General features: G+C 72.9%; 15 protein-coding genes. 10 read left to right on the top strand and 5 right to left on the bottom strand.

What is annotated here, in order from left to right; genetic code table 11:
• The first annotated feature begins 22 nt into the window (after nt 1-22).
• From ABZ564_RS20485 to ABZ564_RS20475, 3 genes are all read left to right on the top strand, one after another.
• The gene (locus ABZ564_RS20485; protein ID WP_360858177.1) at nt 23-1,705 is read left to right on the top strand and encodes an ABC transporter family substrate-binding protein; all 1,683 of its coding nucleotides are present in this window, start codon (nt 23-25) and stop codon (nt 1,703-1,705) included.
• 283 nt (nt 1,706-1,988) lie between these two features.
• The gene (locus ABZ564_RS20480) at nt 1,989-3,266 is read left to right on the top strand and encodes a lectin (RefSeq protein WP_360858174.1); all 1,278 of its coding nucleotides are present in this window, start codon (nt 1,989-1,991) and stop codon (nt 3,264-3,266) included.
• 82 nt (nt 3,267-3,348) lie between these two features.
• Nucleotides 3,349-4,176, top strand: a complete 828-nt coding sequence (locus tag ABZ564_RS20475) for an inositol monophosphatase family protein (RefSeq protein WP_360858171.1) — start codon at nt 3,349-3,351, stop codon at nt 4,174-4,176.
• A gap of 35 nt (nt 4,177-4,211) precedes the next feature.
• On the opposite strand, the gene ABZ564_RS20470 is transcribed toward ABZ564_RS20475, so the two are convergent.
• Complete coding sequence (locus ABZ564_RS20470; RefSeq protein WP_360858246.1) at nt 4,212-5,018, bottom strand: nucleotidyltransferase domain-containing protein; 807 nt, start codon at nt 5,016-5,018, stop codon at nt 4,212-4,214.
• Nucleotides 5,019-5,145: 127 nt separating this feature from the next.
• Between ABZ564_RS20470 and ABZ564_RS20465 the strand changes: the two genes are divergently transcribed.
• Nucleotides 5,146-6,579, top strand: a complete 1,434-nt coding sequence (locus tag ABZ564_RS20465; RefSeq protein ID WP_360858168.1) for an NAD(P)/FAD-dependent oxidoreductase — start codon at nt 5,146-5,148, stop codon at nt 6,577-6,579.
• Nucleotides 6,580-6,602: 23 nt separating this feature from the next.
• Here the strand turns inward: ABZ564_RS20465 and ABZ564_RS20460 are convergent, their stop codons facing one another.
• Nucleotides 6,603-7,622, bottom strand: a complete 1,020-nt coding sequence (locus ABZ564_RS20460; RefSeq protein WP_360858165.1) for a DUF389 domain-containing protein — start codon at nt 7,620-7,622, stop codon at nt 6,603-6,605.
• Nucleotides 7,623-7,656: 34 nt separating this feature from the next.
• Nucleotides 7,657-8,967: a hypothetical protein gene (locus ABZ564_RS20455; RefSeq protein WP_360858162.1), complete on the bottom strand. Its 1,311-nt coding sequence runs from the start codon at nt 8,965-8,967 to the stop codon at nt 7,657-7,659.
• 262 nt (nt 8,968-9,229) lie between these two features.
• Between ABZ564_RS20455 and ABZ564_RS20450 the strand changes: the two genes are divergently transcribed.
• The 3 genes from ABZ564_RS20450 to ABZ564_RS20440 all read left to right on the top strand — a co-directional run bounded on the left by ABZ564_RS20450 (nt 9,230) and on the right by ABZ564_RS20440 (nt 18,147).
• Nucleotides 9,230-11,782 carry a S8 family serine peptidase gene (locus tag ABZ564_RS20450; RefSeq protein WP_360858159.1) on the top strand — a complete coding sequence of 851 codons (2,553 nt, stop codon included), beginning with the start codon at nt 9,230-9,232 and terminating at the stop codon, nt 11,780-11,782.
• The gene (locus tag ABZ564_RS20445; RefSeq protein WP_360858157.1) at nt 11,782-14,724 is read left to right on the top strand and encodes an FG-GAP-like repeat-containing protein; all 2,943 of its coding nucleotides are present in this window, start codon (nt 11,782-11,784) and stop codon (nt 14,722-14,724) included. The genes ABZ564_RS20450 and ABZ564_RS20445 overlap by 1 nt, the downstream gene beginning before the upstream one ends.
• 81 nt (nt 14,725-14,805) lie before the next feature.
• Nucleotides 14,806-18,147 carry an AAA family ATPase gene (locus tag ABZ564_RS20440; RefSeq protein ID WP_360858154.1) on the top strand — a complete coding sequence of 1,114 codons (3,342 nt, stop codon included), beginning with the start codon at nt 14,806-14,808 and terminating at the stop codon, nt 18,145-18,147.
• A gap of 30 nt (nt 18,148-18,177) precedes the next feature.
• Here ABZ564_RS20440 and ABZ564_RS20435 read toward each other — a convergent pair whose 3' ends face one another.
• Nucleotides 18,178-19,836, bottom strand: coding sequence for an acyl-CoA dehydrogenase family protein (locus tag ABZ564_RS20435; protein WP_360858151.1), 1,659 nt, complete (start codon nt 19,834-19,836; stop codon nt 18,178-18,180).
• 34 nt (nt 19,837-19,870) lie between these two features.
• On the bottom strand, nt 19,871-20,488 hold the full coding sequence (locus ABZ564_RS20430) for a TetR/AcrR family transcriptional regulator (protein WP_360858148.1): 618 nt from the start codon (nt 20,486-20,488) through the stop codon (nt 19,871-19,873).
• A gap of 73 nt (nt 20,489-20,561) precedes the next feature.
• On the opposite strand from ABZ564_RS20430, the gene ABZ564_RS20425 reads away from it, so the two are divergent.
• The 3 genes from ABZ564_RS20425 (at nt 20,562) to ABZ564_RS20415 (ending at nt 23,865) form a co-directional block, all read left to right on the top strand.
• Nucleotides 20,562-22,094 carry an AMP-binding protein gene (locus ABZ564_RS20425; protein ID WP_360858145.1) on the top strand — a complete coding sequence of 511 codons (1,533 nt, stop codon included), beginning with the start codon at nt 20,562-20,564 and terminating at the stop codon, nt 22,092-22,094.
• A 62-nt stretch (nt 22,095-22,156) separates the two neighbouring features.
• Nucleotides 22,157-22,759 (top strand): TetR/AcrR family transcriptional regulator, encoded by a 603-nt coding sequence (locus ABZ564_RS20420; protein WP_360858142.1) that lies wholly within the window; start codon nt 22,157-22,159, stop codon nt 22,757-22,759.
• A gap of 170 nt (nt 22,760-22,929) precedes the next feature.
• Nucleotides 22,930-23,865, top strand: coding sequence for a TauD/TfdA family dioxygenase (locus tag ABZ564_RS20415; RefSeq protein ID WP_360858139.1), 936 nt, complete (start codon nt 22,930-22,932; stop codon nt 23,863-23,865).
• Nucleotides 23,866-23,967 lie beyond the last annotated feature (102 nt).

Raw genomic sequence — 23,967 nt, 5'->3', positions numbered from 1 at the left:
CCATCAGAAGGAACACTCCGCCATGCGCGCAAGACCGGCCATGCCCGTCGCCCTGATCGTCGCTGTCTCCGTCGCCGCCACCGCGTGCCAGTCCTCCGGCGGGAGCGACGGCTCCGACGGGGTGGGGAAGGACGCGCCCAAGGCCGCGTCGGCCGCCGTCGACTACAACCCGCAGCCGTACGAGAACATCAAGGACGGCGGCACGTACACCACCGTCGGCACCTTCGACGACCAGGGCAACCCGTTCAACGTCAACGCCACACTGACCGCCTCCCGGGTCTGGGGCTGGTACAACGCCGACGCGATCACGTACTCGCCGACCGGCGACGTGCAGTACAACAAGGACTACTACAGCGACGTGAAGGTCAGCGTCGAGGGCGGCGACCAGAAGGTCGTCCTGACGATCAACCCGAAGGCCGCCTTCAACGACGGCACCCCCATCGACTGGCGGGCCATCGAGGCCACGTGGAAGGCCAACAACGGCTCCGACAAGGGCTTCGCCACCTCTTCCACGGACGGCTACGACCAGATCACCTCGGTCGAGAAGGGCGAGGACGCCAAGCAGGCCGTCATCTCCTTCAAGGGCGTCAACGCCTCCTGGTCCACCCTGTTCACCACCTTCCTGCACCCGAAGGCGGCGACGGTCGAGAACTTCAACAAGGCGTACGTGAAGAAGGCCCACCCCGAGTGGGGCGCGGGCCCCTACACGGTCGGCAAGTGGGACACCCACTCCGGCAACATCACCTTCGTCCGCAACCCCAAGTGGTGGGGCAGGAAGGGCAAGCTCGACAAGCGGGTGTACGTCAACCTGGAATCCACAGCGGCCGTCAACGCCTTCAGGAACGGGCAGCTCGACTACACCTCCGCCGTCGACGCCGAGAGCCTGAAGCAGGTCAAGGGGCTGAAGGGCACGGAGATCCGCAGCGGCGGCAGCCCCTTCGAGTACTCCCTCTACTTCAACACCAAGTCGGCGGTCCTCTCCGAGAAGGCCGTCCGCAAGGCGATCCAGCAGAGCGTCGACCGCGCGCAGATCGCGAAGATCCAGTTCCAGGGGCTCGACTACAAGGAGCCGCTGCCCGGTTCGGCGGTGCTCTACAGTTTCCAGAAGGGGTACGAGGACAATGTGTCGGCCGTCCTGAAGTACGACCCGGCCGAGGCGAAGAAGACGCTCGACGCGGCCGGCTGGAAGGCCGGGACCGACGGAGTCCGCGTCAAGAACGGCAAGAAGCTCGAAGTGGGGTACACCCTCCTGGGCGACGACCCGTTGGGCAAGGCCACCGCCGGCGCGCTCGCCGCGATGCTGAAGCCGGCCGGTATCCACCTCGTCATCAGGAAGGGCGACGACGCGGACTTCGCCAAGACCATCAGCGAGCGCAGGTTCGACCTCTTCCTGTCGGGCAACCGCTCCATGGACCCGTTCGGCGCGCGCTACCTGTGCGACTTCTACTGCTCGGACCGCGACTCCAACATCACCGGCTCCGGCACCCAGGCGCTGGACAAGGAGATCCGCGCGACCACCGAGATCGCCGACCTCGACGAGCAGACCGCGGCGGTCAACAAGGTGGAGCGTGAGGCGCTCCAGGAATACGCCTTCCTGCCGCTGTTCAGCGGACCCTCCACGTACGGGGTGAAGAAGGGCCTCGCCAACGTCGGCGCGACCATCTTCCACACCCCGCTCCCGGAGACGGTGGGCTGGCAGAAGTAGAGGCCGCCCCCGCACGGCACCGAACCGACGGTCCGCGGGCATGTCGCCCATGCCCGCGGACCGTCGGTGTGTCCGGAGCCGCCGTCGCTTCGACTCCTGTGGTCCGTACCAAAGTCTTGACAGGGCCTTCCTTCACTTCTTAAATCACGTAGCGAACCAAGTGCCCCGTGCTCGCTCCATCGCGTCTGCTCCACCGTGTCTGCTCTATCTGTCATGCACATGACTTTCGTGTGTGCGGCAGGGTTCCCCTTCCCTCCCCCCATACGCACCGGAAGGGAGAGTCATGGACTCCCCACGCCTTTCGCGACGCCTGCTGCGCTCCGTACTCCCGGCCCTCGCTCTCGCCCTGGCCACGGCCGGCCTGGCCGGCACCGGCGGTCCCGCCCCGGCGGACACCACCCCGATGTCGCAGGCCGCGGCGACCGCCACGACGACGTTCTCCGACGAGTTCGACGGCGCGGCCGGTTCGGCCGTGGACAGCGGCAAGTGGCAGACCGAGACCGGCGACAACGTCGACAACCACGAGCGGCAGTACTACACCTCCGGCACCAAGAACGCCGCGCTGGACGGTCAGGGCCATCTGGTCATCACCGCACGCAAGGAGAACCCGTCCAACTACCAGTGCTGGTACGGCACCTGTCAGTACACCTCGGCCCGGCTGAACACCTCGGGCAAGTTCAGCCAGGCGTACGGACACGTCGAGGCCCGGATGAAGATCCCGCGCGGCCAGGGCATGTGGCCCGCCTTCTGGATGCTCGGCAGCGACATCGGACAGGTCGGCTGGCCCAACTCGGGTGAGATCGACATCATGGAGAACGTCGGCTTCGAGCCCTCCACTGTCCACGGCACGCTCCACGGCCCCGGCTACTCCGGCTCCGGCGGCATCGGCGCCGGCTACACCCTGCCGAACGGCCAGGCGTTCGCGGACGCCTTCCACACCTTCGCCGTCGACTGGGCCCCCGACTCCCTCACCTGGTCCGTGGACGGCAACGTCTACCAGCGCCGCACCCCCGCCGACACCGGCGGCAACCCCTGGGTCTTCAACAAGCCGTTCTTCGTCATCCTCAACCTGGCGGTCGGCGGCTACTGGCCCGGCGACCCCGACGGCAGCACCGCCTTCCCCAACCAGCTCGTCGTCGACCACGTCCGCGTCACCACCAGTGACAGCCAGCCGGGCACGGGCGGGCGGATCACCGGACTCGCCGGCAAGTGCGTGGACGTCGCCGCCGCCGGCACCGCCAACGGCACCCCGGTCCAGCTCTACGACTGCAACGGCACCAACGCCCAGAAGTGGACCGTGGGCGCCGACGGCACGATCCGGGCCCTGGGCAAGTGCCTCGACGTGGCCTCCGGCGGCACGGCGGACGGCACCAGGGTCCAGCTCTGGGACTGCAACGGCTCGGCAGCGCAGAAGTGGGCGGTCAGCGGCGCCCGCGACATCGTCAACCCCCAGGCGGACAAGTGCCTGGACGTCACGGGCAACAACTCCGCGAACGGCACCCCGCTGCAGATCTGGACCTGCGCGGGCACGGCCAACCAGAAGTGGACGGTGAACGGCTGACCGGCACGGCTCTCCGCCGCCCGAGGCGCCGGGGAGCCGACCGGGCCACCGGCGCTCCCGGCGCGCATGATTGGCTGGGGGCATGATCGATGACTTCCTCGCCGGTGACCTGACCGAGATCGAGGCGGCGGTCCGCGCGGCGGCCGCTGCCGAGATCATGCCCCGCTACCGACAGCTCGCCGCCGACGAGATCGTCGAGAAGAACGGCCCGCACGACCTCGTGACCGTCGCGGACCGGCGCGCCGAGGAACACCTCACCGCCTCGCTCGGCCGGCTCCTGCCCGGCTCCGTGGTCGTCGGCGAGGAGGCCGTCCACGCCGACCCGAAGGTGTACGAGGCCCTGCGCGGCGACGCCCCCGTGTGGATCGTCGACCCGGTCGACGGCACCCGCCAGTTCGTACGCGGCGAGCCCGGCTTCTGCACCCTGGTCGCCCTCGCCCACCGGGGCGAGCTGCTGGCCTCCTGGACGTACGCCCCCGCCCTCGACGAGATGGCCGTCGCCGTCCGCGGACGGGGCGCGAAGGTCGACGGCACCGCGATACGAGCCGGCTCGCCCGCCCCCGGCGCCGTGCTGCGCGTCGCGATGTCGCACCCCGACTACACCACCGACGCGCAGAAGCACGCCCTGCTCGGCCTGCGCGCCGAGGGCTTCGCCGCCCGCCCCTGCGGTTCCGCGGGCCTCGAATACCTCGCCGTCGCCCGGGGTGAGATCGACGCCGTGGCCTTCAGCTGGGAGTTCGCGTGGGATCACGCGGCGGGGCTCCTCCTGGTCGCCGAGGCGGGCGGCACGCACTCCACGCTGTCCGGTGAGCCGTTCCGTATCGCCGGCGGCAACAGCCTGCCCTTCACCGCCGCCCGCGACCGGGCGACGGCCGACCGCGTCCTGGCGGCGCTGCGCACGGGCGCCTGACGGCGGGCGCGCCGCTCGGAGGCCCAGCACCCCGGTCAGCCCGTCGCCGTCGCCAGCACCTCGCGCACCTCCCGCACCACCTCCGCGGCCGTCTCCACCGCCGCCGTGTCCAGCCCCCGCAGGGCCGCGTCCACCCGGTCCGCGAAGCCCGCGGGAGTGTCCGGCAGGGCGGCGGCCGCGGCCAGCGCGCCCTTCTCGTTGAGGCACCACGTGCGGTGGTGGGCGTGGAGCGACTGGGCGAGGATGCCGAAGGCGCGGGACAGGCAGAGGGAGACGTACAGCCGGTCGCCCGCCGGGGCCGCCTTGCGGGCACCCGTGACGGAGAACTCCGCCTCCCAGGCCGCGTCGGCCAGCGCCGCGCGCAGCGGCTCCGGATAGACCGACATGCGCTCCTTCAGGGCCGTCAACTCCCCTCCGGGGTCGGACAGTACGCGCCCGAGGGCGACCTCGCCCGGGTACGCGGACGACCAGAAGCCCAGCGGATGGCCCGGCTGGACGCCCACCTCGTAGCGGCCCTCCCGGCAGTCCGCCCAGACCCGCTCGACCCGGTCCAGGTCCCGCAGGATCCAGTCGACCGGGACGCCGTCCACGCGCAGCCAGCCACCGGCGTTCACCCAGGGGCCCCATCCGCCGGGACCGGTCACCTCGACCGGGGAGCCCTGGAACGCGGCGGCCAGCGCGGACAGGGCGGCGGTGTCCGGCGTACCGCGGTAGTACACGCCCAGGTCCCAGTCGGAGTCCGGGCGGTGCGTTCCCCGGGCCCGGCTGCCGCCGAGCAGGACCGCCCGGACGCCGGGCACTTCGGTGAGCCGTGCGGCCATCTCGGCGATCCGGCCGGGCATGCCGGAGCCCGCGGTCCGGGCGAAGTCGTCTGCGGTCATCGGTCGGGGAGACTACCCGCCCCCCGGGTGACGGTGCCTGCGAATATCCTGGGGGCTCCGACCGTCGGCTGACATAAGGAGTCCGAAGGTGCCGTCGATGCTCGATGCGGTCGTGGTGGGCGCGGGCCCCAACGGACTGACCGCCGCAGTCGAACTGGCCCGCCGGGGCTTCGCCGTCGAGGTCTTCGAGGCCGGTCCCGCGGTCGGCGGCGGGGCGCGTACGGAGGAGCTGACGCTCCCCGGATTCCGGCACGACCCCTGCTCGGCGGTGCACCCCCTGGCCATAGGCTCGCCGGCCTTCCGGGCGATGCCGCTCGCCCGGCACGGCCTCGAGTGGCTCCAGCCGGATCTCGCCCTCGCCCACCCCTTCCCCGACGGCACCGCCGCCGTGCTCGCCACCTCGGTGGGGGAGACCGCCATGGCGCTCGGCCCCCAGGACGCGGGCGCCTACCGCCGGCTCCTCGCCCCCTACCTCGGCCACTGGGACACCCTCGCCCGGGACTTCCTGCGCACCCCGTGGGACGGGCTGCCCCGCGACCCGTACCGCTGGGCGCGCTTCGGGCTCGACGCGATCCAGCCCGCCACGCTGCTCTCCCGCCGCTTCCGGAGCGAGAAGGCGCGCGGCCTGATCGCCGGCCTCGCGGCGCACGCCATCGCGCCCACCAACGGCCTCGCGACCGGCGGCATCGCCCTGCTCTTCGCGCTGGCCGCGCACGAGCGGGGCTGGCCCGTGCCGCGCGGCGGCTCCCAGGCCATCTCCGACGCCCTCGCCTCGTACCTGCGGGAGCTCGGCGGCACCATCAGGACCGGTACGGAGGTCAAGCGCCTCGACGAACTGCCGCCCGCCCGCGCCTACGTCTTCGACACCTCGCCCACCGCGCTCGCCCGGATCGCCGGCCTCGGCCGCGCCTACCAGGGGTACCGCTACGGCGCCTCCTGCTTCAAGATCGACTACGCGCTCTCCGGCCCGGTGCCCTGGACCGCCGAGGAGGCCCGCCGGGCCGGCACCGTGCACATCGGCTCCACCGCCGGCGAGATCGACGACGCGCTGCACCGGGCGGTCGACGGCCGCGACCCCCGCGCCCCCTTCCTGATCACCGCGCAGCCCGGCCTCGTCGACCCCTCCCGCGCCCCCGAGGGCAAGCACGTCTTCTGGGTGTACGGGCACGTCCCGGCCGGCTGGCAGGGCGATGCCACCGACGTCATCGAACGACAGCTGGAGCGGTTCGCCCCCGGCTTCCGCGACCTCGTGCTCGCCCGCGCGGTCGCGGGCCCGCCCGGCATCGCGCGGCGCAACGCGAACTACGTGGACGGGGACATCGCCTGCGGCGCCTTCGCGGGCCTGCAGACCGTCATCCGGCCCAGGCTCGCCCGCGTCCCGTACACCACCGCGCACCCGGCGGTCTTCCTCTGCTCATCGGCGACCCCGCCGGGGCCGGGCGTGCACGGCATGTCCGGACACCACGCGGCGAAGGCGGTGTGGCGGCGGCTGGTGGAGGCGGGCGCCCCGGGCCGCCGCTGACCCGGGCGGGACGCGGACGGCGTTCAGCTGTGCCCGGCCTTGCGCACCGTGCAGGTGTCGGTGTCGGCCGGGCACCAGTGCGTACGCCCGCCGACCAGGCGCAGTTCGAGGTCGGCGTCCCGCATGCCGTGGTCGTCGAGCGCCTGGCGCAGCGCGGTCGGCGCGGGCTGCGGCGGCAGGCCGAGCACGCCGATGACGATGAGGCCGTTGCGCGCCTCCACGGACGAGATCTGCCACTTCCCGGTGGCCGCCCACCGCTCCGCGACCGGCCGGGCGTCGGCGGCCAGCGCACGGTCCCGGGCGACTCTGATCGTGCCGGCGGTGAGCGGGGCGGCGACGAGCACCACGACACAGGCCACCGCCACGAGCGTCCAGCCCCGGAACTTCCCGACCCGCATCCGCGCCCGCACGGCCCCCGCCCGCACGCCGTAGCAGAGGAAGACCACCGTCCCGGTCGCCACGATCGCGGCCACGTTGGTGGCGAACAGCAGCGCCGACTCGCCGGCGTCGTGGTAGCGGTGGACCGTCAGCAGGAGCCCGGTCACCGCCAGCGGCGGCACCAGCGAGATGGCGATGGCGACGCCGGGCAGGGTGTCGGAGATGTCGGCGCGCACCAGGGCGAAGGCGCCGACCGTTCCGGTGGCCAGTGCCGCGAGGAGGTCGATGAGGCGGGGGCTGATCCGCGAGGAGACCTGGCTGTTGGAGGCGAACGCGTCGGGCGGGGAGACGATCCAGCCGAGCAGCATCCCGATCGCCACCACCGCCAGGGCGCCCCCGGTCACCAGCAGCAGACAGCGCACCACCTGCCGGCGGCGGGCCAGCACGAGGGCCAGCGCACAGCCGAGGATCGGGGTCATCAGCGGGGCGACGATCATCGCGCCGATCACCGTGGCCGTCGAGTCGCCGACCACTCCGGCGCTCGCGATCACGGCGGCCAGCACGAGCAGCCCCCAGAACCGGGTGGAGCTCGGACTGCGCAGTCCGCGCTCGATGAACAGCGCGTCCGTCATCCGCCGGACGGCGTCCGCATCGACCACTGTCATCGTCTCGCTCCTCTCTGTCGGTGCCCGGCCCCGGTCAGACGGCCGTGGCGGCCGGTTCCCGGTCCGTGGCACGCGGTCCGGCCGCCAGGAACTCCACCACGGCCAGCAGGAACAGCAGGCACAGCGCGATCCCGACGACGACCCACCCGGTCGGGTGCGCCCACAGCAGGTACACCACGAGCGCGGCGGCCACCAGCAGCCAGGTGATCCAGGCACGGAACCGGCGTACGAACGGGCCGACGGGACCGGTCCGCAGCCCGGCCCCGTCGGCGGTGGCGCGCACCGCCCCGATGCCGGAGGTCCACAGCCCCCTGACGGTCGCGGCGTGGCGGCCCGGCCCGGTGAGCCAGGCCGACAGCGCGACGACGACCCCGAGCGCCACCACCATCCGCACCGCGGTCCCCAGGAACCGGGTCATCGCGTCGTAGACCGCGCCCGCCGCCCCCGGCGACACGCCGGCCGGCAGGGCGTCCAGGTAGACCGCCCGGAAGACCCGCAGCCCGATGCCGAGCACTCCGACGGCGAACGCGACGCCCAGGACCCCGGCGACCAGGGCGCGGCGCCGCCGCACCGACAGGAGCACGCCCCCGGCGGTCAGGAGCACCGCGATCACCGGGAGCCAGCCGCCCAGGAACTGAAGGACGCGCAGATACGTCCTGACCTCGCCGATCTCCTCGGACCTGATGAGCGTGATGTCGGTGTGGATCTCGGGGATGCGTTCGGCGACCGTCAGGCCCCGGTCCACCAGCTGCTGCTTGACCCGGTCGACGACGGGCGCGAGATCGAGCGTCGCCGCGTCGTCGGTCAGCTCGACCGCCCCGCCGCCCTTGCCGGTCAGCGCCTTGTCGACGGCCCGGTGGGCCCGCCGGTTGGCCTCGGTCCACAGCGTCTCGAAGGCGTCCGAAGCGGCGACCGCGCGCGCCCGGTCATGGACGAGACCGCGGACCGCGTCCTCCAGCGAACCGCCGAGGCGCCCGAGCGCCTTCTCCAGCCGGGGCCGGTCCTCGGGCGCGACGCCGGCCAGCAGGGCGGACAGGTCGATCCGGGTCATGAGCGCATCGGTCACCCTGCCTGCCACGGCGTCCTGGACGGCCGGGTCGGAGGCCAGCGGGGCGACCGTGTCCACGTAGCGGTCGGTGTCCGCGACCTGGTCGGACGCCCAGGAGGCGACGACGGAGAGCGGGGCGAGCAGGCAGCCGAGGACGATCAGGAGGGCGGCGAGGAACGACCGGCCGCGGTGCCGGGGCGGCCGGGCACGCGCCTGTTCGAGGGCGGTCACACGTTCCCGGAGGGCCCGCAGCCCGGCAGGTGAGGAACCGTCGTCCGCCGCGCCGTCGTCAGCCACGGTGCCTCCCGCCCGGTCCGCTTTTTTCCCTGGAACTGCCAGGCAACGTTTATCGGCGGGCGCGCGCGAGCAGGGATAGGCCGAACGGAGACCGCCGCGCGTGACGGCCCTGAAACAGGGGCCCGCGCGAGTGCTCCGTAAGACAGCGTGTAACACGGCTCTGACCTGCGTAAACGATGGTTTACGTGGTTTGTAATGCCGGAGTAACGCCGCCCTCCTAACGTCCGGGCTCCCCCCGTACCGTTCCTGGAGGAGCATCTTGATGCACCTGTCCCGATCGCCCCGGCGGAGAACCGCCGCTTGGGCGGCAGCAGCGCTCACCGTTACGGGCCTGCTGATCGGCCCCCCGTCCGCGGCCGCTGCCACCGGCCCGACCACCCCGGTCGACTCCGCTCTGCTCAAGGCCGTGGAGAAGGGCGGCGAGAGCTCGTTCTTCGTCGTCCTCAAGGACAAGGCCGACCTCACCTCCGCCAAGCGGCAGCGCGGTCACGCCGCCCGCGCGAAGTCGGCGTTCAACGAGCTGAAGACGAAGGCCCACGAGAGCCAGCAGTCGCTCAACACCTTCCTCGACAAGAAGAAGGTCGGCCACCAGGACTTCTGGATCGCCAACGCGGTCAAGGTCACGGGCGACCAGGACCTCGTCGAGCAGCTCGCGAAGCGCTCGGACGTCGCCCGGATCGTCAAGGAGCAGCACTACAAGCTCGACGACATCGTGACGCAGCCCACCGAGGCCCAGACGAAGGCAGCCGTCAAGGCCGCCACCGTTGCCGAGGAGGCGGAGGCCGGCACCTCCGAGTGGGGCGTCAAGGACATCAAGGCCGACCGGGTCTGGGACGACTACCAGGACCGTGGCGAGGGCATCGTCATCGCCAACGTCGACTCGGGCGTCCAGTTCGACCACCCGGACCTGGTCGAGACCTACCGGGGCAACAACGGCGACGGCTCGTTCACCCACTCCTACAACTGGTACGACGCCAGCGGTGAGTGCCCGACCGACGCGCCCTGCGACAACAACGGCCACGGCACCCACACCATGGGCACCATGGTCGGCAAGAACGGCATCGGCGTCGCCCCGAACGCGAAGTGGATCGCCGCCAAGGGCTGCGAGTCCGACCTGTGCTCGGACAGCAACCTGCTCAAGGCGGGCGAGTGGATCCTCGCGCCGACCGATGAGAACGGCCAGAACCCGCGCCCGGACCTCGCCCCGAACATCGTCAACAACTCCTGGGGCGGGGACGGCACCTTCTACACGGACATCCTGAACGCCTGGAACTCCGCGGGCATCTTCGAGGCGTTCGCGGCCGGCAACGACGGCGACGGCGTCACCTGCTCGACGACCCACCCGCCGGGGGCGCAGGCCGAGTCCTACGGCGTCGGCGCCTACGACGTCAACGGCAAGATCGCCACTTTCTCCGGCTTCGGTCCCTCGCCGGTCGACGGCTCGGCCAAGCCGAACATCTCCGCCCCCGGCGTCGACGTCCGCTCCGCCTGGCCGGGCAACGGGTACAACACCATCTCCGGTACGTCGATGGCGACCCCGCACCTCGCCGGCGCGGTGGCCCTGCTGTGGTCCGCCGCCCCCTCGCTCATCGGTGACGTCGACGCCACCCGCGCGCTGCTCAACGAGGGCGCGATCGACGTGGACGACACCCACTGCGGCGGCACCGCCGGCATGAACAACGTCTGGGGCGAGGGCAAGCTCGACATCCTCGCCTCCATCGACAAGGCCCCGCACACGGCCGCGACGATGACCGGCAAGGTCACCAACAAGGCCACCGGCGCCGCCCTGTCCGGCATCACCATCGAGGCCACCGGCGCCACCGGCACCCGTGAGGTCAGCACCCACGCCGACGGCACCTACCGGTTCACGCTCGCGCCGGGCACGTACTCCTTCAAGCTGAGCGGCTACGGCTTCGCCCCGGCCACCCTCGCCGACGTCACGGTCACCGCCGGCCAGGTCCTCGGTAAGGACTTCGCGCTCGACGCGGTCCCCGGCCACAAGGTCTCCGGCAAGGTCCTCGACGTCCAGGGCCGCCCGCTCGCCAAGGCGACCGTCCAGGTCACCGGCTCCCCGGTGCCCGCGGTCACCACCGGCACCGACGGCACGTACACCCTGCCGTCCGTCTCCGAGGGCAGCTACGCCCTGACCGTGACGCCCGCCGCCCCGGTTCTGTGCAACGGCATCTCCCGCGAGACCCTGAAGGTCGACGGGGAGAAGACGGTGAACGTCAAGCTTCCGAACCGCACCGACCTCTACGGCAACACCTGCACCCCGGCCACGTACTCCTGGATCAAGGGCTCCACCAAGGTGGCGCTCACCGGTGACGAGGACGCCAAGACGGTCTCGCTGCCCTTCCCGGTCAAGCTGTACGGCGTCTCCTACACCAGCGCCTCCGTCTCCACGAACGGCCTGATCAACTTCCTGGAGCCGCGCATCGGGGACTACGCCAACGTGGCGCTGCCCTCGGCCTACCGGCCCAACGGCACCGTCGCCGTCCTCTGGGACGACCTGGTCCTCGACAAGAAGTCCAGCGTGCAGACCGCGGTCACCGGCTCGAAGGGCAACCGCTCCTTCGCGATCGTCTGGAACAACGCCGCCTACGCGGACGGTTCCGGCAACCGCGCCACCTTCGAGGCCGTCTTCGACGAGGCCACCGGCTCGGTCACCCTCCAGTACCAGTCCGTCGCGGACCGCGGCGCGGGCGCGACGGTCGGCATCGAGAACCAGACCGGTGACGACGCCCTCCAGTACTCCTTCAACCAGCCGGTTCTGAGCGCCGGTTCGGCCGTCCACCTCGCGCAGGAAGACAAGTGATGAGAGCCCACAACTCCCGGCGCGCCCTGCGGCTCGCCTCCGGACTGGTCGCGGCCGGCCTGGCCCTGACCGCCGCCCCGCACGCCCTCGCCGCCGACAGCGGTGACGACGCCCAGGGCATGCGCCTCACCAGCGCGCAGGCCAAGAAGCTGACGGACCGCCTCCAGGTCGACCTGTACGGCCAGGACACGACCGGCACCGACAAGAGCGACCCGGCGAAGGTCGTCGGCACCGCCGACGGCTCGCAGTCGGACGCGTCCGCCGGGGCCGCCGCGCCCCAGGCCGCGACCACCGACGCCGCCACCAACGTCACCATGACGCCCACCTCGTCCATCGAGGGCGTGAAGGGCTTCGGCGTCACCATGCCGGCCGACAGCAAGAAGGGTGACTACTTCACCCTGCACAGCCTCGGCCACGTCGCGCGCGCCGCCGCCGACGGCACCGAGCAGTGGACCCGGAGCACCACGTCGCTCTACGCGGACTGGGGCGTCAAGCCGCTCCGCGTGTGGGACACCGAGCTGTACCCGCCGCTCGTCCAGATGGGCTACAACGCGGTCAGCCCCTTCACCCCCACGTCCGACCAGGGCTACGGCAGCGGTGACCTGTCCGGTGACGGTGTGCCCGACGTGGTCTTCTCCGCCAGCGTGGGCGAGAACCCGCCCACCGGCGTCCGGATTCCGGGCACGACGATGACCTCCGGCACGATCGTCACCGTCCTGGACGGCACGACCGGGAAGACCGTCTGGTCGAAGTTCTACTCCTACGCGACCACGGTCCAGGTCGTCGACGGTGCCCTGCTCGTCGGCAACGTCCCGCGCCTGAACGACCGCGCCTCGCTGTCCGAGACGGCGCAGCTGACCGGCACGCGCTTCTCGTACGCCGACGGCAAGCTGTCGGAGTCCAGCACCTGGACGTACGACACCGAGGAGATCCAGCCGGCCACCTGGGGCGCGATCCAGGACCTCGGCAACGGCAAGGTCGCCGTCTCCTGGGACCTGCGCAAGACGGAGGGCACGGCCGCGCGCGGCCGGACCCTCGTCCTCGACACCAACGACGGCTCCGTCGTCTGGCAGACGGACAGCGCGCTCTACAGCCGCCAGATGCGCCTGGACGCCGGACGCAACCAGATCGTCGCGGTGGAGCAGGCGGACACCGCCGACGAACTCCGTTACGAGGTGGCCGCCTACGACCTGGCCGACGGCCGCCGCACCACCCTGGACAGCCGCGTCAACGTGCTGCCCACCGCGTTCGCGGTCGGCGACCTGACCGGGAACACCAAGGCCGAGTACGCCGTCAGCGAGTCCTCCCTCGATCCCACGATGTTCGTGGGATCCAGCACCGTCCGGGTCCTGGACGGCTCGGACCCGGAGACCGCGCTGTGGCAGCACACCACGAAGCGTGGCCCCGGCAACACGAGTGACGCCCCCGTCACCTGGCGGCTCGACGTCGTCAACAAGAAGCTGGTCGCCGCCGCCCAGGACGACACCGAGATCGGGACCGCCGCCAACGCGGGCGGCCGGTACGCGTCGCTGACCGTCTTCTCGGGCAAGGGGAAGGTGAGCTGGCAGACCAAGGGCGTCACCGCGTCCCCCATGTTCCAGGACATCTTCAGCGACAAGAGCGGCCGGCACATCCGCGTCGTCGACGGCGACCAGAACGTCCGCACGTACGCCTTCAAGGACGGCAAGGAGCAGCACCTCACGCCGCTCCAGGGCGCCATGGCGTACGCGAAGGGCATCGATGTCGACGGTGACAAGAAGGACGACCTCGTCGGCGGCGGTGAGGCACACGGCCTCTGGGCCTACTCCGGCACCTCGCTGCTGAACGGCACGCCGAAGAAGCTGTGGCAGGCCACCCTGCCGGGTTCGGTGCACCGCATCGAGACCGCGGACGTGACCGGGGACGAGCGGCCGGAGATCGTCGTCGCCGCCGACAGCGCCGTCGTGGTCCTCGACCCGCGGACCGGAGCGGTCCTGAAGACGATCGACGGTGGGGGGCAGTTCGTCCGGTCCGTCACGCTCACCGACGTCAACGGTGACAAGAAGGCCGACATCCTCGTCCCGACCGACGCCCTGCGCGCCTACACGGGCGACGGCGAGGCGCTGTGGAGCTACACCGCGCCCGAGAGCGCCGGCGACGTGCTCTTCTCCGACGCGTCGACGGGTGACGGCAAGGTGTACGTGCAGTACACCAGCGCCGAGTCCATCGACATCGACGCCCCCGTGATGCGGGCCGTGCAGCTCGACGCGAAGACCGGGGCGGAGGGCTGGTCCATCGAGCCGAAGGCCCCCGCCTCGGCCGTGGACGGCAAGCTCCGCACCGGTCTCCTCGACCGTGCGGTGTTCGCCTCGCCCGAGATCCCCTACGCGGACGGCCACGCGGTCGTCTACACCTGGGTCGCGTGGGCGCCCGTCAACGCCAACGGCTCCGACACCCTCATCCCGTACAACGTCATGGAGATCCGCGACGGCCGTACGGGAGAGATGCTGCACCGCACCTACACCGGCGGGCTGTGGACGCACGGCAACTACTTCGAGGGCGACGGCACGCTCATGGAGGCGGGCGCGGCGACCCTCCGGACGTTCCTGGCCGACGGCGACGACCGCTCGCTGAACCTGGTGCCGGACTCCCGGAGCGGGGGCTGGCTGACCGCCCCCGGCGGCCAGAAGGTGCTCGTCACCGGTGTCCAGGGCGGTGTCTACCTCTGGGACCCGAGCCTGCTGGACGCTGATCACGCGTACCCGGACGCGCTGGGGAAGTCGCCCAGCTACTCCGCGGCCCGCAACTACGCCGCCGCCGACTTCGACGGTGACGGGGTCGACGAGGTCGTCTCGCTCAACTTCGACGACCGGGGCGTGGACACGGCGGCCGACCTGATCGGTGGCCGCTACCTGATCTCGAACAAGTCGACGCCCAACATGGTGACGCTCAAGCTCTCCTGAACCCGTCCCACCGCATGAACCGAGGACCCTCCGGGCACCGCCCGGAGGGTCCTCGGCGCGTCCGGTTACAGTGGCGCCCTCATGAACGCGCGCCAGACAGCGGGCATCGCCCCGCCCGCACCACTGCTCCGTATACGCCTTTTCGGTGGATTCCAGGTCACTCGTGACGGCGGGCCCGAACCCGCTGCCCGGTGGCCGAGACTGACCGCGCAGGCGCTGGTGAAGCTGCTCGCCGTCGTACCCGGGCACCGCCTCCACCGCGAGCAGGTGATGGACGTCTGCTGGCCGGACACCGATCCCCAGGCCGCCCAGGGCAGCCTGCGCGTCGCCCTCCACGCCGCCCGCCGGGCCCTGGAACCCGAACTCGCCTCGCGCGCCGCGTCCTCCTACCTCGTCTCGGACGGGCCCCTGCTCTACCTCGACCCCCGCACGGTGTGGGTCGACGCCGACCACGCGCAGAACGCCGCGCGCGCCGCCCTCGCCACCGGCGACGCGGACGCGATCGTGCGGGCCCTGGAGCTGTTCTCCGGAGAACTGCTGCCGGACGACCGCTACGCCGACTGGGCCGAGGGCCGGCGCTTCGAACTCGTGGAACTGAAGGAGAAGCTCCTCCTTGGGCTCGCCTCCGCCCGCCTGGAGGCGGGCGCCGCCGACGAGGCGGTGACCGTCGCCGAGCAGGTGCTCGCGGTGAACCCGGCCGAGGAGCAGGCGCACCAGGTGCTCATCGACGCGTTCATCCGGCAGGGGCTGCGGCGGCGCGCGGTGCGGCAGTACCACGCCTGCCGCGCCGCCCTGGACGCCGAGCTGGGCGTACGGCCGGGCCCGGAGACCGAGCGCCTGCACCGGGCCGCGCTGGCGGCGGCCCCGCCCGCCCGGCTCCCGTCCACGCCCTCGCTCCCCGCCTCCCTGCGGGCCCCGGCCGCCACCCCGCTGCGCGGCCGCGACGCCGAGCTGAGCCGGCTGCTCGCGGCGGACGGCCTCCCGGTCGTCCGGGTGCTCACCGGTGAGGCCGGGGTCGGCAAGACCCGGCTGGTCGGCGAGGTGGCCCGGCGGGCGGCGGCCTCCGGCGCGGCCGTCCTGTGGGGCGGCGGGCACGACGCGGAGGGGCACACCCCGTACGGGGCGTTCGCCGAGGCGCTGGACGGCTGGCTGGCCGAACGCGACGAGGCGGAGCGCGCCCGCGTCGGCGGCGAGTACCCCGAACTGGCCGCGTTCCTGCCCGCCCTGGGCCGGGTGCGCGCGGACTCCGAGCGCAGCCCCGAGGAGGAGCGCGACCGGCTGTTCCGCGCCACCTCCGGCCTGCTCGGCGAGCTGGCGTCCGTACAGCCGCTGCTCCTCGTGCTCGACGACCTGCACGCGGCGGACCTGGGCTCCTTCCAGCTGCTGAGCCACCTGGCCAGGCGGGCGGCGCAGACGGACGGCTGGCGGTTCCTCGTGACGTACCGGGAGGAGGAGCTGCCCGAGGGCGACCCGCGGCGCACCGGCCTGTCGGCCCTGGTCCGCCAGGGCCTGGCCACCCGCGAGGAGGTGCCGCGCCTGGACCAGGAGGCGTGCCTCGCGGTCGTACGCGACACGGTCGAGCTCACCTTCGGGCACGTTTCGGGGACGGCCGACCGGGTCTGGGAACTCTCCCTGGGCAACCCGCTGTTCGCCGTCGAGCTGGCGCACGGGCTGGCCGAGGGGGCGGGGACAGCCGCCCCGGACGGAGTGCGGCAGCTCGTCGCGGAGCGGCTGGGCCGGCTCGACCACGACACCCGGAGAATCGTCGAGGCGCTCTCCGTGGCAGGCCCCGAGACATCGTTGTCGGAACTGCTCGACGTCGCCAGGCACGGGCTGGACCCGGCCGTCACCGGCGGGGCCGCCACCGACGCGCTGGAACGGGCCATGGCCGCCTCGCTCATCGAGGAGCGGGACATCGTGGTCGGCGGACAGCACGAGGCGGGGCTGACCTTCCGCCACCCCCTGGTCCGCCTCACCTGCTACGAGAAACTGTCCGCGATCCGCCGCAGACAACTGCACGGCGCCTTCGCGCAGGCGGTGCTCCGCCGCCGCCCCGACGCCGTCGACACCCTCGCCACCCACTTCGCGCGCGCCGACGACCCGCGCGCCGCCGAATACCTGCGCCGGGCCGCCGCCCGGGCCGCCGCCCTCTTCGCCAACGACACCGCCGACCGCTACTACCGCGACCTGGTCGCCCGGCTCGACGTGGACGCCGCCCGCGCCCGCCTCGCCCACAGCCAGGTGCTGCGCCGCATGGGGAACTTCGCCCAGGCGGCCGAGGTGCTGAGCCTCGCGCTGGACGAGTTCGTCCGGCGCGGCGACCACGAGGAGGTCGTGCTCGCCGCCGCGTGGCTGGCCGACACCCTCGGGCGCACCGGCCTGCCCGACGCCGGCCGGCAGGTGCTCGCCGCGCACCCGGTGACGGCGGACACCGCACCGGAACCGGCCGCCGGCCACTACCTCGCCGAGGCGGTGCTGTGCCGTATCCAGGGGCGGTACGAGGACGGGGACCACGCCGCCCGGCAGGCCCTGGCCGCCGCGCTGCGGGTGCCCGGAAAGCCGGGGGAAGGGCTGATGGCCCGGGTGCACTCGCAGCGGGCCGGCATCTTCGGGCTGAGCGGGCGGCTGGACGAGGCCCGCGAGGCGGCCGACCTGGCGCTGGCCCCGGCCGAGGCGTACGGGGACCCGACCCTCCTCGGTTCGGTGCTCTCGACGCTGCGGGAGAACGAGCGCCGCAGCGGACAACTGCGCGAGGCCGTCGCCACCGGGCAGCGGGCCCTCGACCTCGTCGAGCAGTCGGGCGATCTGGCCGGAGCCGCCTTCGAACGGGCCAACCTCGCCGAACTGTGGCTGCTGCTCCGGAAGTTCGACACCGCGCGGACGCTGGCGGAGGCCGCGGTGGCCGGCGCCGAGCAGAACGAGGCCTGGTGCCTTCCGTACACCCTGGCGGCCCTGTCCCTGGTCCGGATGCGTACGGGGGACGCGCAGGACGCCGCCGTCCTGCTGGACCGGGCGCGGTCGTCGCCGGGGCTCGTGGACCGGCAGGCGGGCGACGGCGTACGGGCGGCCCGCGCCGAACTCGCCCTGCGCGACGGGCTCCCGGGCCACGCCCGGCGTGCCCTGGAGGGCCACGAGCGGGACATGCCCGTCCTCGCGGCCTGGGCGGAGCTGCACAGCGGCCGGCCGGAACCGGCGCGGCGGCTGGCCGCCGACGAGGTCGCCCGGGCCGCCCGGACGGGCGAGCGGATCGCGGAGGCGGACGCGCGGACGGTCCTCGCCCTGGCCCTGTTCCGGCTGGGCGAGGGCGACGCCGCCCACGAGGCCCTGCGCCGCGCCGATGCCCTGGCCGCCGCCCTGCCGTACCCGGCGGGGGTGGCCCATGTGGCCGGGGTGCGCCGGCTCATCGAGAGCGGCACTCCGTAAGGGCGGTCCGGCTCCGTGCGCGGGGTTCGCTTACGCGGGCAGCCGCTCCAGCAGGCCCGCGAAGTCGGTGCCCGCGGCGAGCGTGCCGAAGGCGAGTCCCCGGTCGCCGGCCAGCCGGGAGGCGCAGAACGCGTCCGCGACCGCCGTCGGCGCGTGCCGTACCAGCAGCGAGCCCTGGAGCACCAGCGCCGCGCGCTCGATGAGCCGCCGGGCCCGCAGCGGGGCGTCCTCGGTGAGGACCAGCTCGCCGCGCAGCTCCTGCCAGGCCGTGTCCAGCCGGCGGTCCGCCCCCGAGGCGGCCTCGACCTCGGCGCGGAAGGCCTCCAGCGACTCCGGCTCCCGGGCCAGCGCGCGCAGCAGGTCCAGCGCGTTCACATTGCCCGACCCCTCCCAGATGCCGTTGAGCGGTGCCTCCCGGTACATGCGCGGCATGCCCGATTCCTCCACGTAGCCGTTGCCGCCGAGGCATTCCAGCGCCTCGGCGACGGCGACGGGCTGCCGCTTGCACACCCAGTACTTGGACACCGCCGTGGCCAGCCGCAGGAACGCCCGCTCCCCGGCGTCGCCCCGCTGGGCCCGGTCGGCGGCGCCGGCCAGCCGCAGCCCGAGCGTGGTGGCCGCCTCGGACTCGACCGCGAGGTCACCGATCACATTGCGCATCAGCGGCTGGTCGATCAGTTTGGCGCCGAAGACCGAGCGGTGGCGCACGTGGTGGGCGGCCTGGGCGAGTGCGGCGCGGATGCCGGCCGCCGAGCCGATGACGCAGTCCAGGCGGGTCATCGTCACCATGTCGATGATGGTGCGCACCCCCTTGCCCTCCGGGCCCACGAGCCAGGCGACCGTGTCGTCGAACTCGGGCTCGCTGCTGGCGTTGGACCGGTTGCCGAGCTTGTCCTTGAGCCGCTGGATGCGGAAGGTGTTGCGGCTGCCGTCCGGGAGCACCCGCGGCACCAGGAAGCACGAGAGGCCGCCCGGCGCCTGGGCGAGCACCAGGAACAGGTCGTTCATCGGGGCGCTGGTGAACCACTTGTGCCCGCGCAGCCGCCAGGTCCCGTCACCCGCCTCGGTGGCCGTGGTGGTGTTGGCGCGCACATCGGTGCCGCCCTGCTTCTCCGTCATGCCCATCCCGGCGAGCAGCCCCGGCTTCTCGCCGGGGGTGCGCAGTCCGGCCTCGTACACCCGGCTGGTGAGCAGCGGTTCGTACGTCTTGGCCAGGTCCGGCGCGTGCCGCAGGGCCGGGACGACGGCGTACGTCATGGAGACGGGGCACAGGTGGCCCGCCTCCAGCGTCGACATCACCATGAAGCCCGCCGCCCGCGCGACGTGGGCGCCGGGGCGCTCGTCGGCCCAGGCGGCACCGGCGAGGCCCGCGCTCACCGAGGCGTCCATCAGGTGGTGGTAGGCGGGGTGGAAGTCGACCTCGTCGACGCGGTGGCCGTAGCGGTCGTGGGTGCGCAGCACGGGTTCGTTGGCGTTGGCCTGCTCGGCCCACTCCTGGGCCTGCTCGCCGCCGACGAGCCGGCCGAGCCGGTGCAGCTCCTCGGCGTGCCACTCGGCCCCCTCGCGGCGCAGCCCCTCCAGGAGCACCGCGTCGTCGGCGACGTCGTGCCCGGTCAACGGCGGCGGCTGGTTGGTCACTTCGTGGGTCGTGGCGCCGGGGTTGCTGCGGGGGACGGCGGTCGTGGACACGGGAGCCTCCTGGGGGAAGGGGTATACGGATCGGTCAGGGGCGCGCGGCGGACGGGGCGCCCGCGCAGCGCAGGGCCATGGCGACGAGTTCGGTCAGCAGCGTCTCGGTGGTCTCCCCGTCCCGGGCGCCGAGCGGGTCGACCAGGACCTCGCCGACCGCGCCGGTGAGCGCGGCGGCGGTGATCCCGCCGTTCTGCGCGGGCAGCAGCCCGGCCTCGATGCCCTCGTGGACGACCTCCGCGAACAGCGCCCGGTAGCGGCGGCGGAAATCCAGCCGTTCGGCGCCGACCGCCGGATCGGCGGGGGCGGCGAGCAGCGCGTAGGCCAGTCCGCGGTTCTCCAGCGCCCGGCGGGCGAAGACCTCGACGCCGCGGGCGAGCCGCTCGACCGGCGTGCCCGGCTCGTGCAGCACCTCGCCCAGGACCTCCACCTCGCGTCCGGCGGCGCGCCGGAACACCTCGACGGCCAGGGCCGCCTTGGACGCGAAGTGCTGGTAGACGGAGCCGGCCGCGATGCCGGCCGAGTCGGCGACGGCGGTGACCGACGCCTGCGCCCAGCCCACCTCGGTGACCACCGAGGTGGCGCAGGCGACGAGGTGTTCCCTGGCTGCTTCGAGCCGACTGATTTCGGCTGGGGTCTTGCGGTAGGCCATGAAAGAAGTGAACCATCATTCAGAGTTTCCCGCCACGGTCCGTGTGAACGGGCCGGCTCGTCAGGAGAACGTGATGCACCTCAGTACCCTGCTGGACAGCGCCGTCCGCTCGGCGGGCGACCACGAAGCGGTCGTCTACCGGGAGCAGCGGTGGTCCTACCGGGAGTTCGCCGACGCGGCCCGCCGTGCCGCCACCGTGCTGCGGGAGGCCGGGCTGCGACCGGGCGACCGCCTCGCCGTGATGACGTACAACACCCCGGCGTTCCTGTTCGCGGCGTTCGGCGCCTGGTACGCGGGCGCCACCCTGGTCCCCGTGAACCACAAGCTCCAGACGGCCGAGGTGGAGCGGCAGCTGCGGCACTGCGGGGCAAGGATCGCCGTCGTCGACGCGGAGATCGGGGCGCGCGCCACCGCCGCCGACGTCGAGGTGACCTGGCTGGTCAGCCACCCCGACACCGAGGCCGCCGAGCTGCCCGCCGACGCGTTCGAGGCACGGGTGGCGGCGGCCGTGCCGTGGGCGGGGGAAGCGGGCCCGGACGGCGAGGTCGCGCAGATCCTGTACACCTCGGGCACCTCCGGCACCCCCAAGGGCTGCGTCCACACCCACCGGACGATCACCCTGACGGCCGCGTACACCGCCGCCGCCATCCCGCTGCGCCGCGACGAGCGGTTCCTGATCTGCATGCCCGTCTGGCACGCGTCCCCGCTCAACAACTGGGTGATGGGCACGCTCCTGACGCGCGGCACGGTGGTGCTCCAGCGCGAGTACGACCCCCGGGGCATGCTGGAGACCGTCCAGCGCGAACGCGTCACCGCCATGTTCGGCGCCCCGATCGCCCTGATCGCCCCGACGCAGGCGGTCGCCGACTTCGCCTCGTACGACCTCTCGTCCGTGCGCGCCTGGATCTACGGCGCCGGACCGCTCGACGCGGACACCGCGCGCCGCCTCATGAAGGCGTACGGCTCCGACGACTTCCACCAGGTGTACGGGATGAGCGAGACCGGCCCCGTGGGCGCCTCGCTCTCGCCCGCCGAGCAGCTCACGAAGGCCGGGGCGATCGGCCGGGGCGGCATGCCCGGGGTCGACCTGCGGGTCGTGCGCCAGGACGGCACGGACGCGGGCGTGGGGGAGACCGGGGAGATCTGGCTGCGCTCCGACACCCGCATGGCCGGCTACCTCGACGACGAGAAGGCCACCGCCGAGGCGTTCGCCGGCGACTGGTACCGCAGCGGCGACCTCGGCCGGGTCGACGAGGACGGGTTCGTCACGGTCGTCGACCGGATGAAGGACGTGATCATCACCGGCGGCGAGAACGTCGCCTCGCAGGAGGTGGAGGGCGCCCTGCGCGGCCACCCGGACGTCCTGGACGTCGCCGTCGTCGGGCGGCCCCATCCGCAGTGGGGCGAGACCGTGGTGGCCGTGGTCGTCCCGCGCGAGGGCGCCTCGCTCGACCTGGAGGGCGTGCGCGCCTGGCTGGAGACCCGGATCGCCCGCTACAAGGTGCCCCGCGAGCTCGTCCTGCGCCCCGACCTGCCCCGTACGCCCTCCGGGAAGATCACCAAGCACGTCCTGCGCGACGAGCTGAACGGGACCGCCGCACGGTGAGCCCCGGCCCGGACCCGTACCCCTGCCGCCGCCGGCGGGTCCGGCCCGCGTAGGGTCGGCGCATGGCCGACGAACAGGTGACCAAGGCGCGGCGGGGCCCCGGCAGACCCCGCGAGGAGCGCGTCACCCGGGCCGTACTCGACGCCGTCGTCGAGCTGGTGACGGAGAACGGCATGGGCGCCCTGACGATGGACGCCGTGGCCGCCCGCGCCGGGGTGAGCAAGCCGGCCATGTACCGGCGCTGGGCCACCAAGCAGGACCTCGTCCTGGCCGCCGCCGAGTCCCGGATCGGGCCGCTGACCGTCCCCGACATGGGCGACTTCCGGGCCGAGCTGCGCGCCGTGCTGACGGCGCGCATGGAGGCGTACCGGCGGCCGGGCGTCTCCCGCCTGCTGGCCGGGGTGATCGGCTCGGCGTCGGAGGCGGGCGCCGAACCGGGCGCGTACCGCGCCTACACGGCCCGCGTGATGAGCGAGACCCGGCACCTGCTGGAGCGCGGTGTGGCGCGCGGCGACGTGCGGGCGGACATCGACATGGCCGCCGCCGCGACGCTCGTCGCGGCCTCGCTGGTCTTCCGCATGGTCGGCGAACAACGCCTGCCGGACGAGCGGCTGGTGGACTCCGTGGTGGACCTCATCGGTCGGGCGGTGGCCGCTCCGGCGTAGGCCAGAACCCCGTCACCCGGCCGCGCCGCCGGGCGCTTTTGCCTGCCCGCGAGCGCCTCGGACCGGTCGCGGAATCCACCGGCAAATCGAGCCGTCACACCTCTTGCCCCGCCGCATCCTCATATCGATACTGCTGGTTACGTAATTAGCCCGCCGTCGGGAGGAACCCCATGCAGACCGCTGTGACGAACCCGGTCGAGAACCCGAGGCCGGTCCTGGACAAGCCCCTCATGCACTACGGGAGCCGCACCCTCGAACGGCTCGCTCCCGGCGCGGAGCCGACCGCCTACCGGCACGTCGAGATCAGCCCGCTCACCCCGCACTTCGGCGCCGTGCTCGGCGGCGTCGACCTGACTCGCCCGATCACCGGCGAACTCGCCGAGGAACTGCGCCAGGCCCTGCTGGAGTGGAAGGTGGTCTTCTTCCGCAAGCAGACCGGCTTCACCGCCGAGCACCAGCTCGCCCTGTCCGGCATCTGGGGCCCGCCGGAGCCCAACCCGTTCTTCCCGAAGACCGGGACGGCCGGCGTCTCGCGCCTCGCCAAGGACGCCAAGGCGGCCGGCAACAAGAACATCTGGCACAGCGACCACTCGTTCATGGTCAACCCGGCGCTCGGCTCGGTGCTGCGCGCCGTGGAGGTGCCGGAGGCGGGCGGCGACACCATGTGGGCGGACATGGCCGCCGCCTACGACAACCTGCCCGACGACCTGAAGGAGCGGATCGGGGAACTCACCGCCGTCCACGACTGGGCACCCAGCTGGGGCGCCCTCATGAACGACGAGCAGAAGGCCGAGTTCCGCAAGTCCTGGCCCCAGGTCGAGCACCCCGTCGTGGTCCGCCACCCGCGCAGCGGCCGCAGGACCCTGTACGTCAACGAGCCGTTCACCACCCGGATCAACGGCCTGTCCGACGCCGAGAGCCGCGAACTGCTCGACATCCTGGTGCTCCAGGCCCGCATCCCCGAGTACCAGGTCCGCTTCCACTGGGAGGCCGACTCGATCGCCATCTGGGACAACATCGCCACCCAGCACTACGCGATCAACGACTACTTCCCGCAGCGCCGGGTCATGGAGCGCATCGCCATCGCCGGCGTCCCGCTGTCCTGACCCCCAGGGGGTGTCCTGCCGATCGCGGCCGGATCCGCGGCGCCTGGCACGGCACCTCGCAAGGCCCCCTCCCGGCTCGCACCGCCCGCCGATCGCGGTGCG

Origin of the sequence: Streptomyces sp. NPDC019224, assembly GCF_040632605.1 — a bacterium.
GTDB lineage: Bacteria > Actinomycetota > Actinomycetes > Streptomycetales > Streptomycetaceae > Streptomyces.
This window is presented reverse-complemented; position numbering and strand designations above follow the sequence as displayed.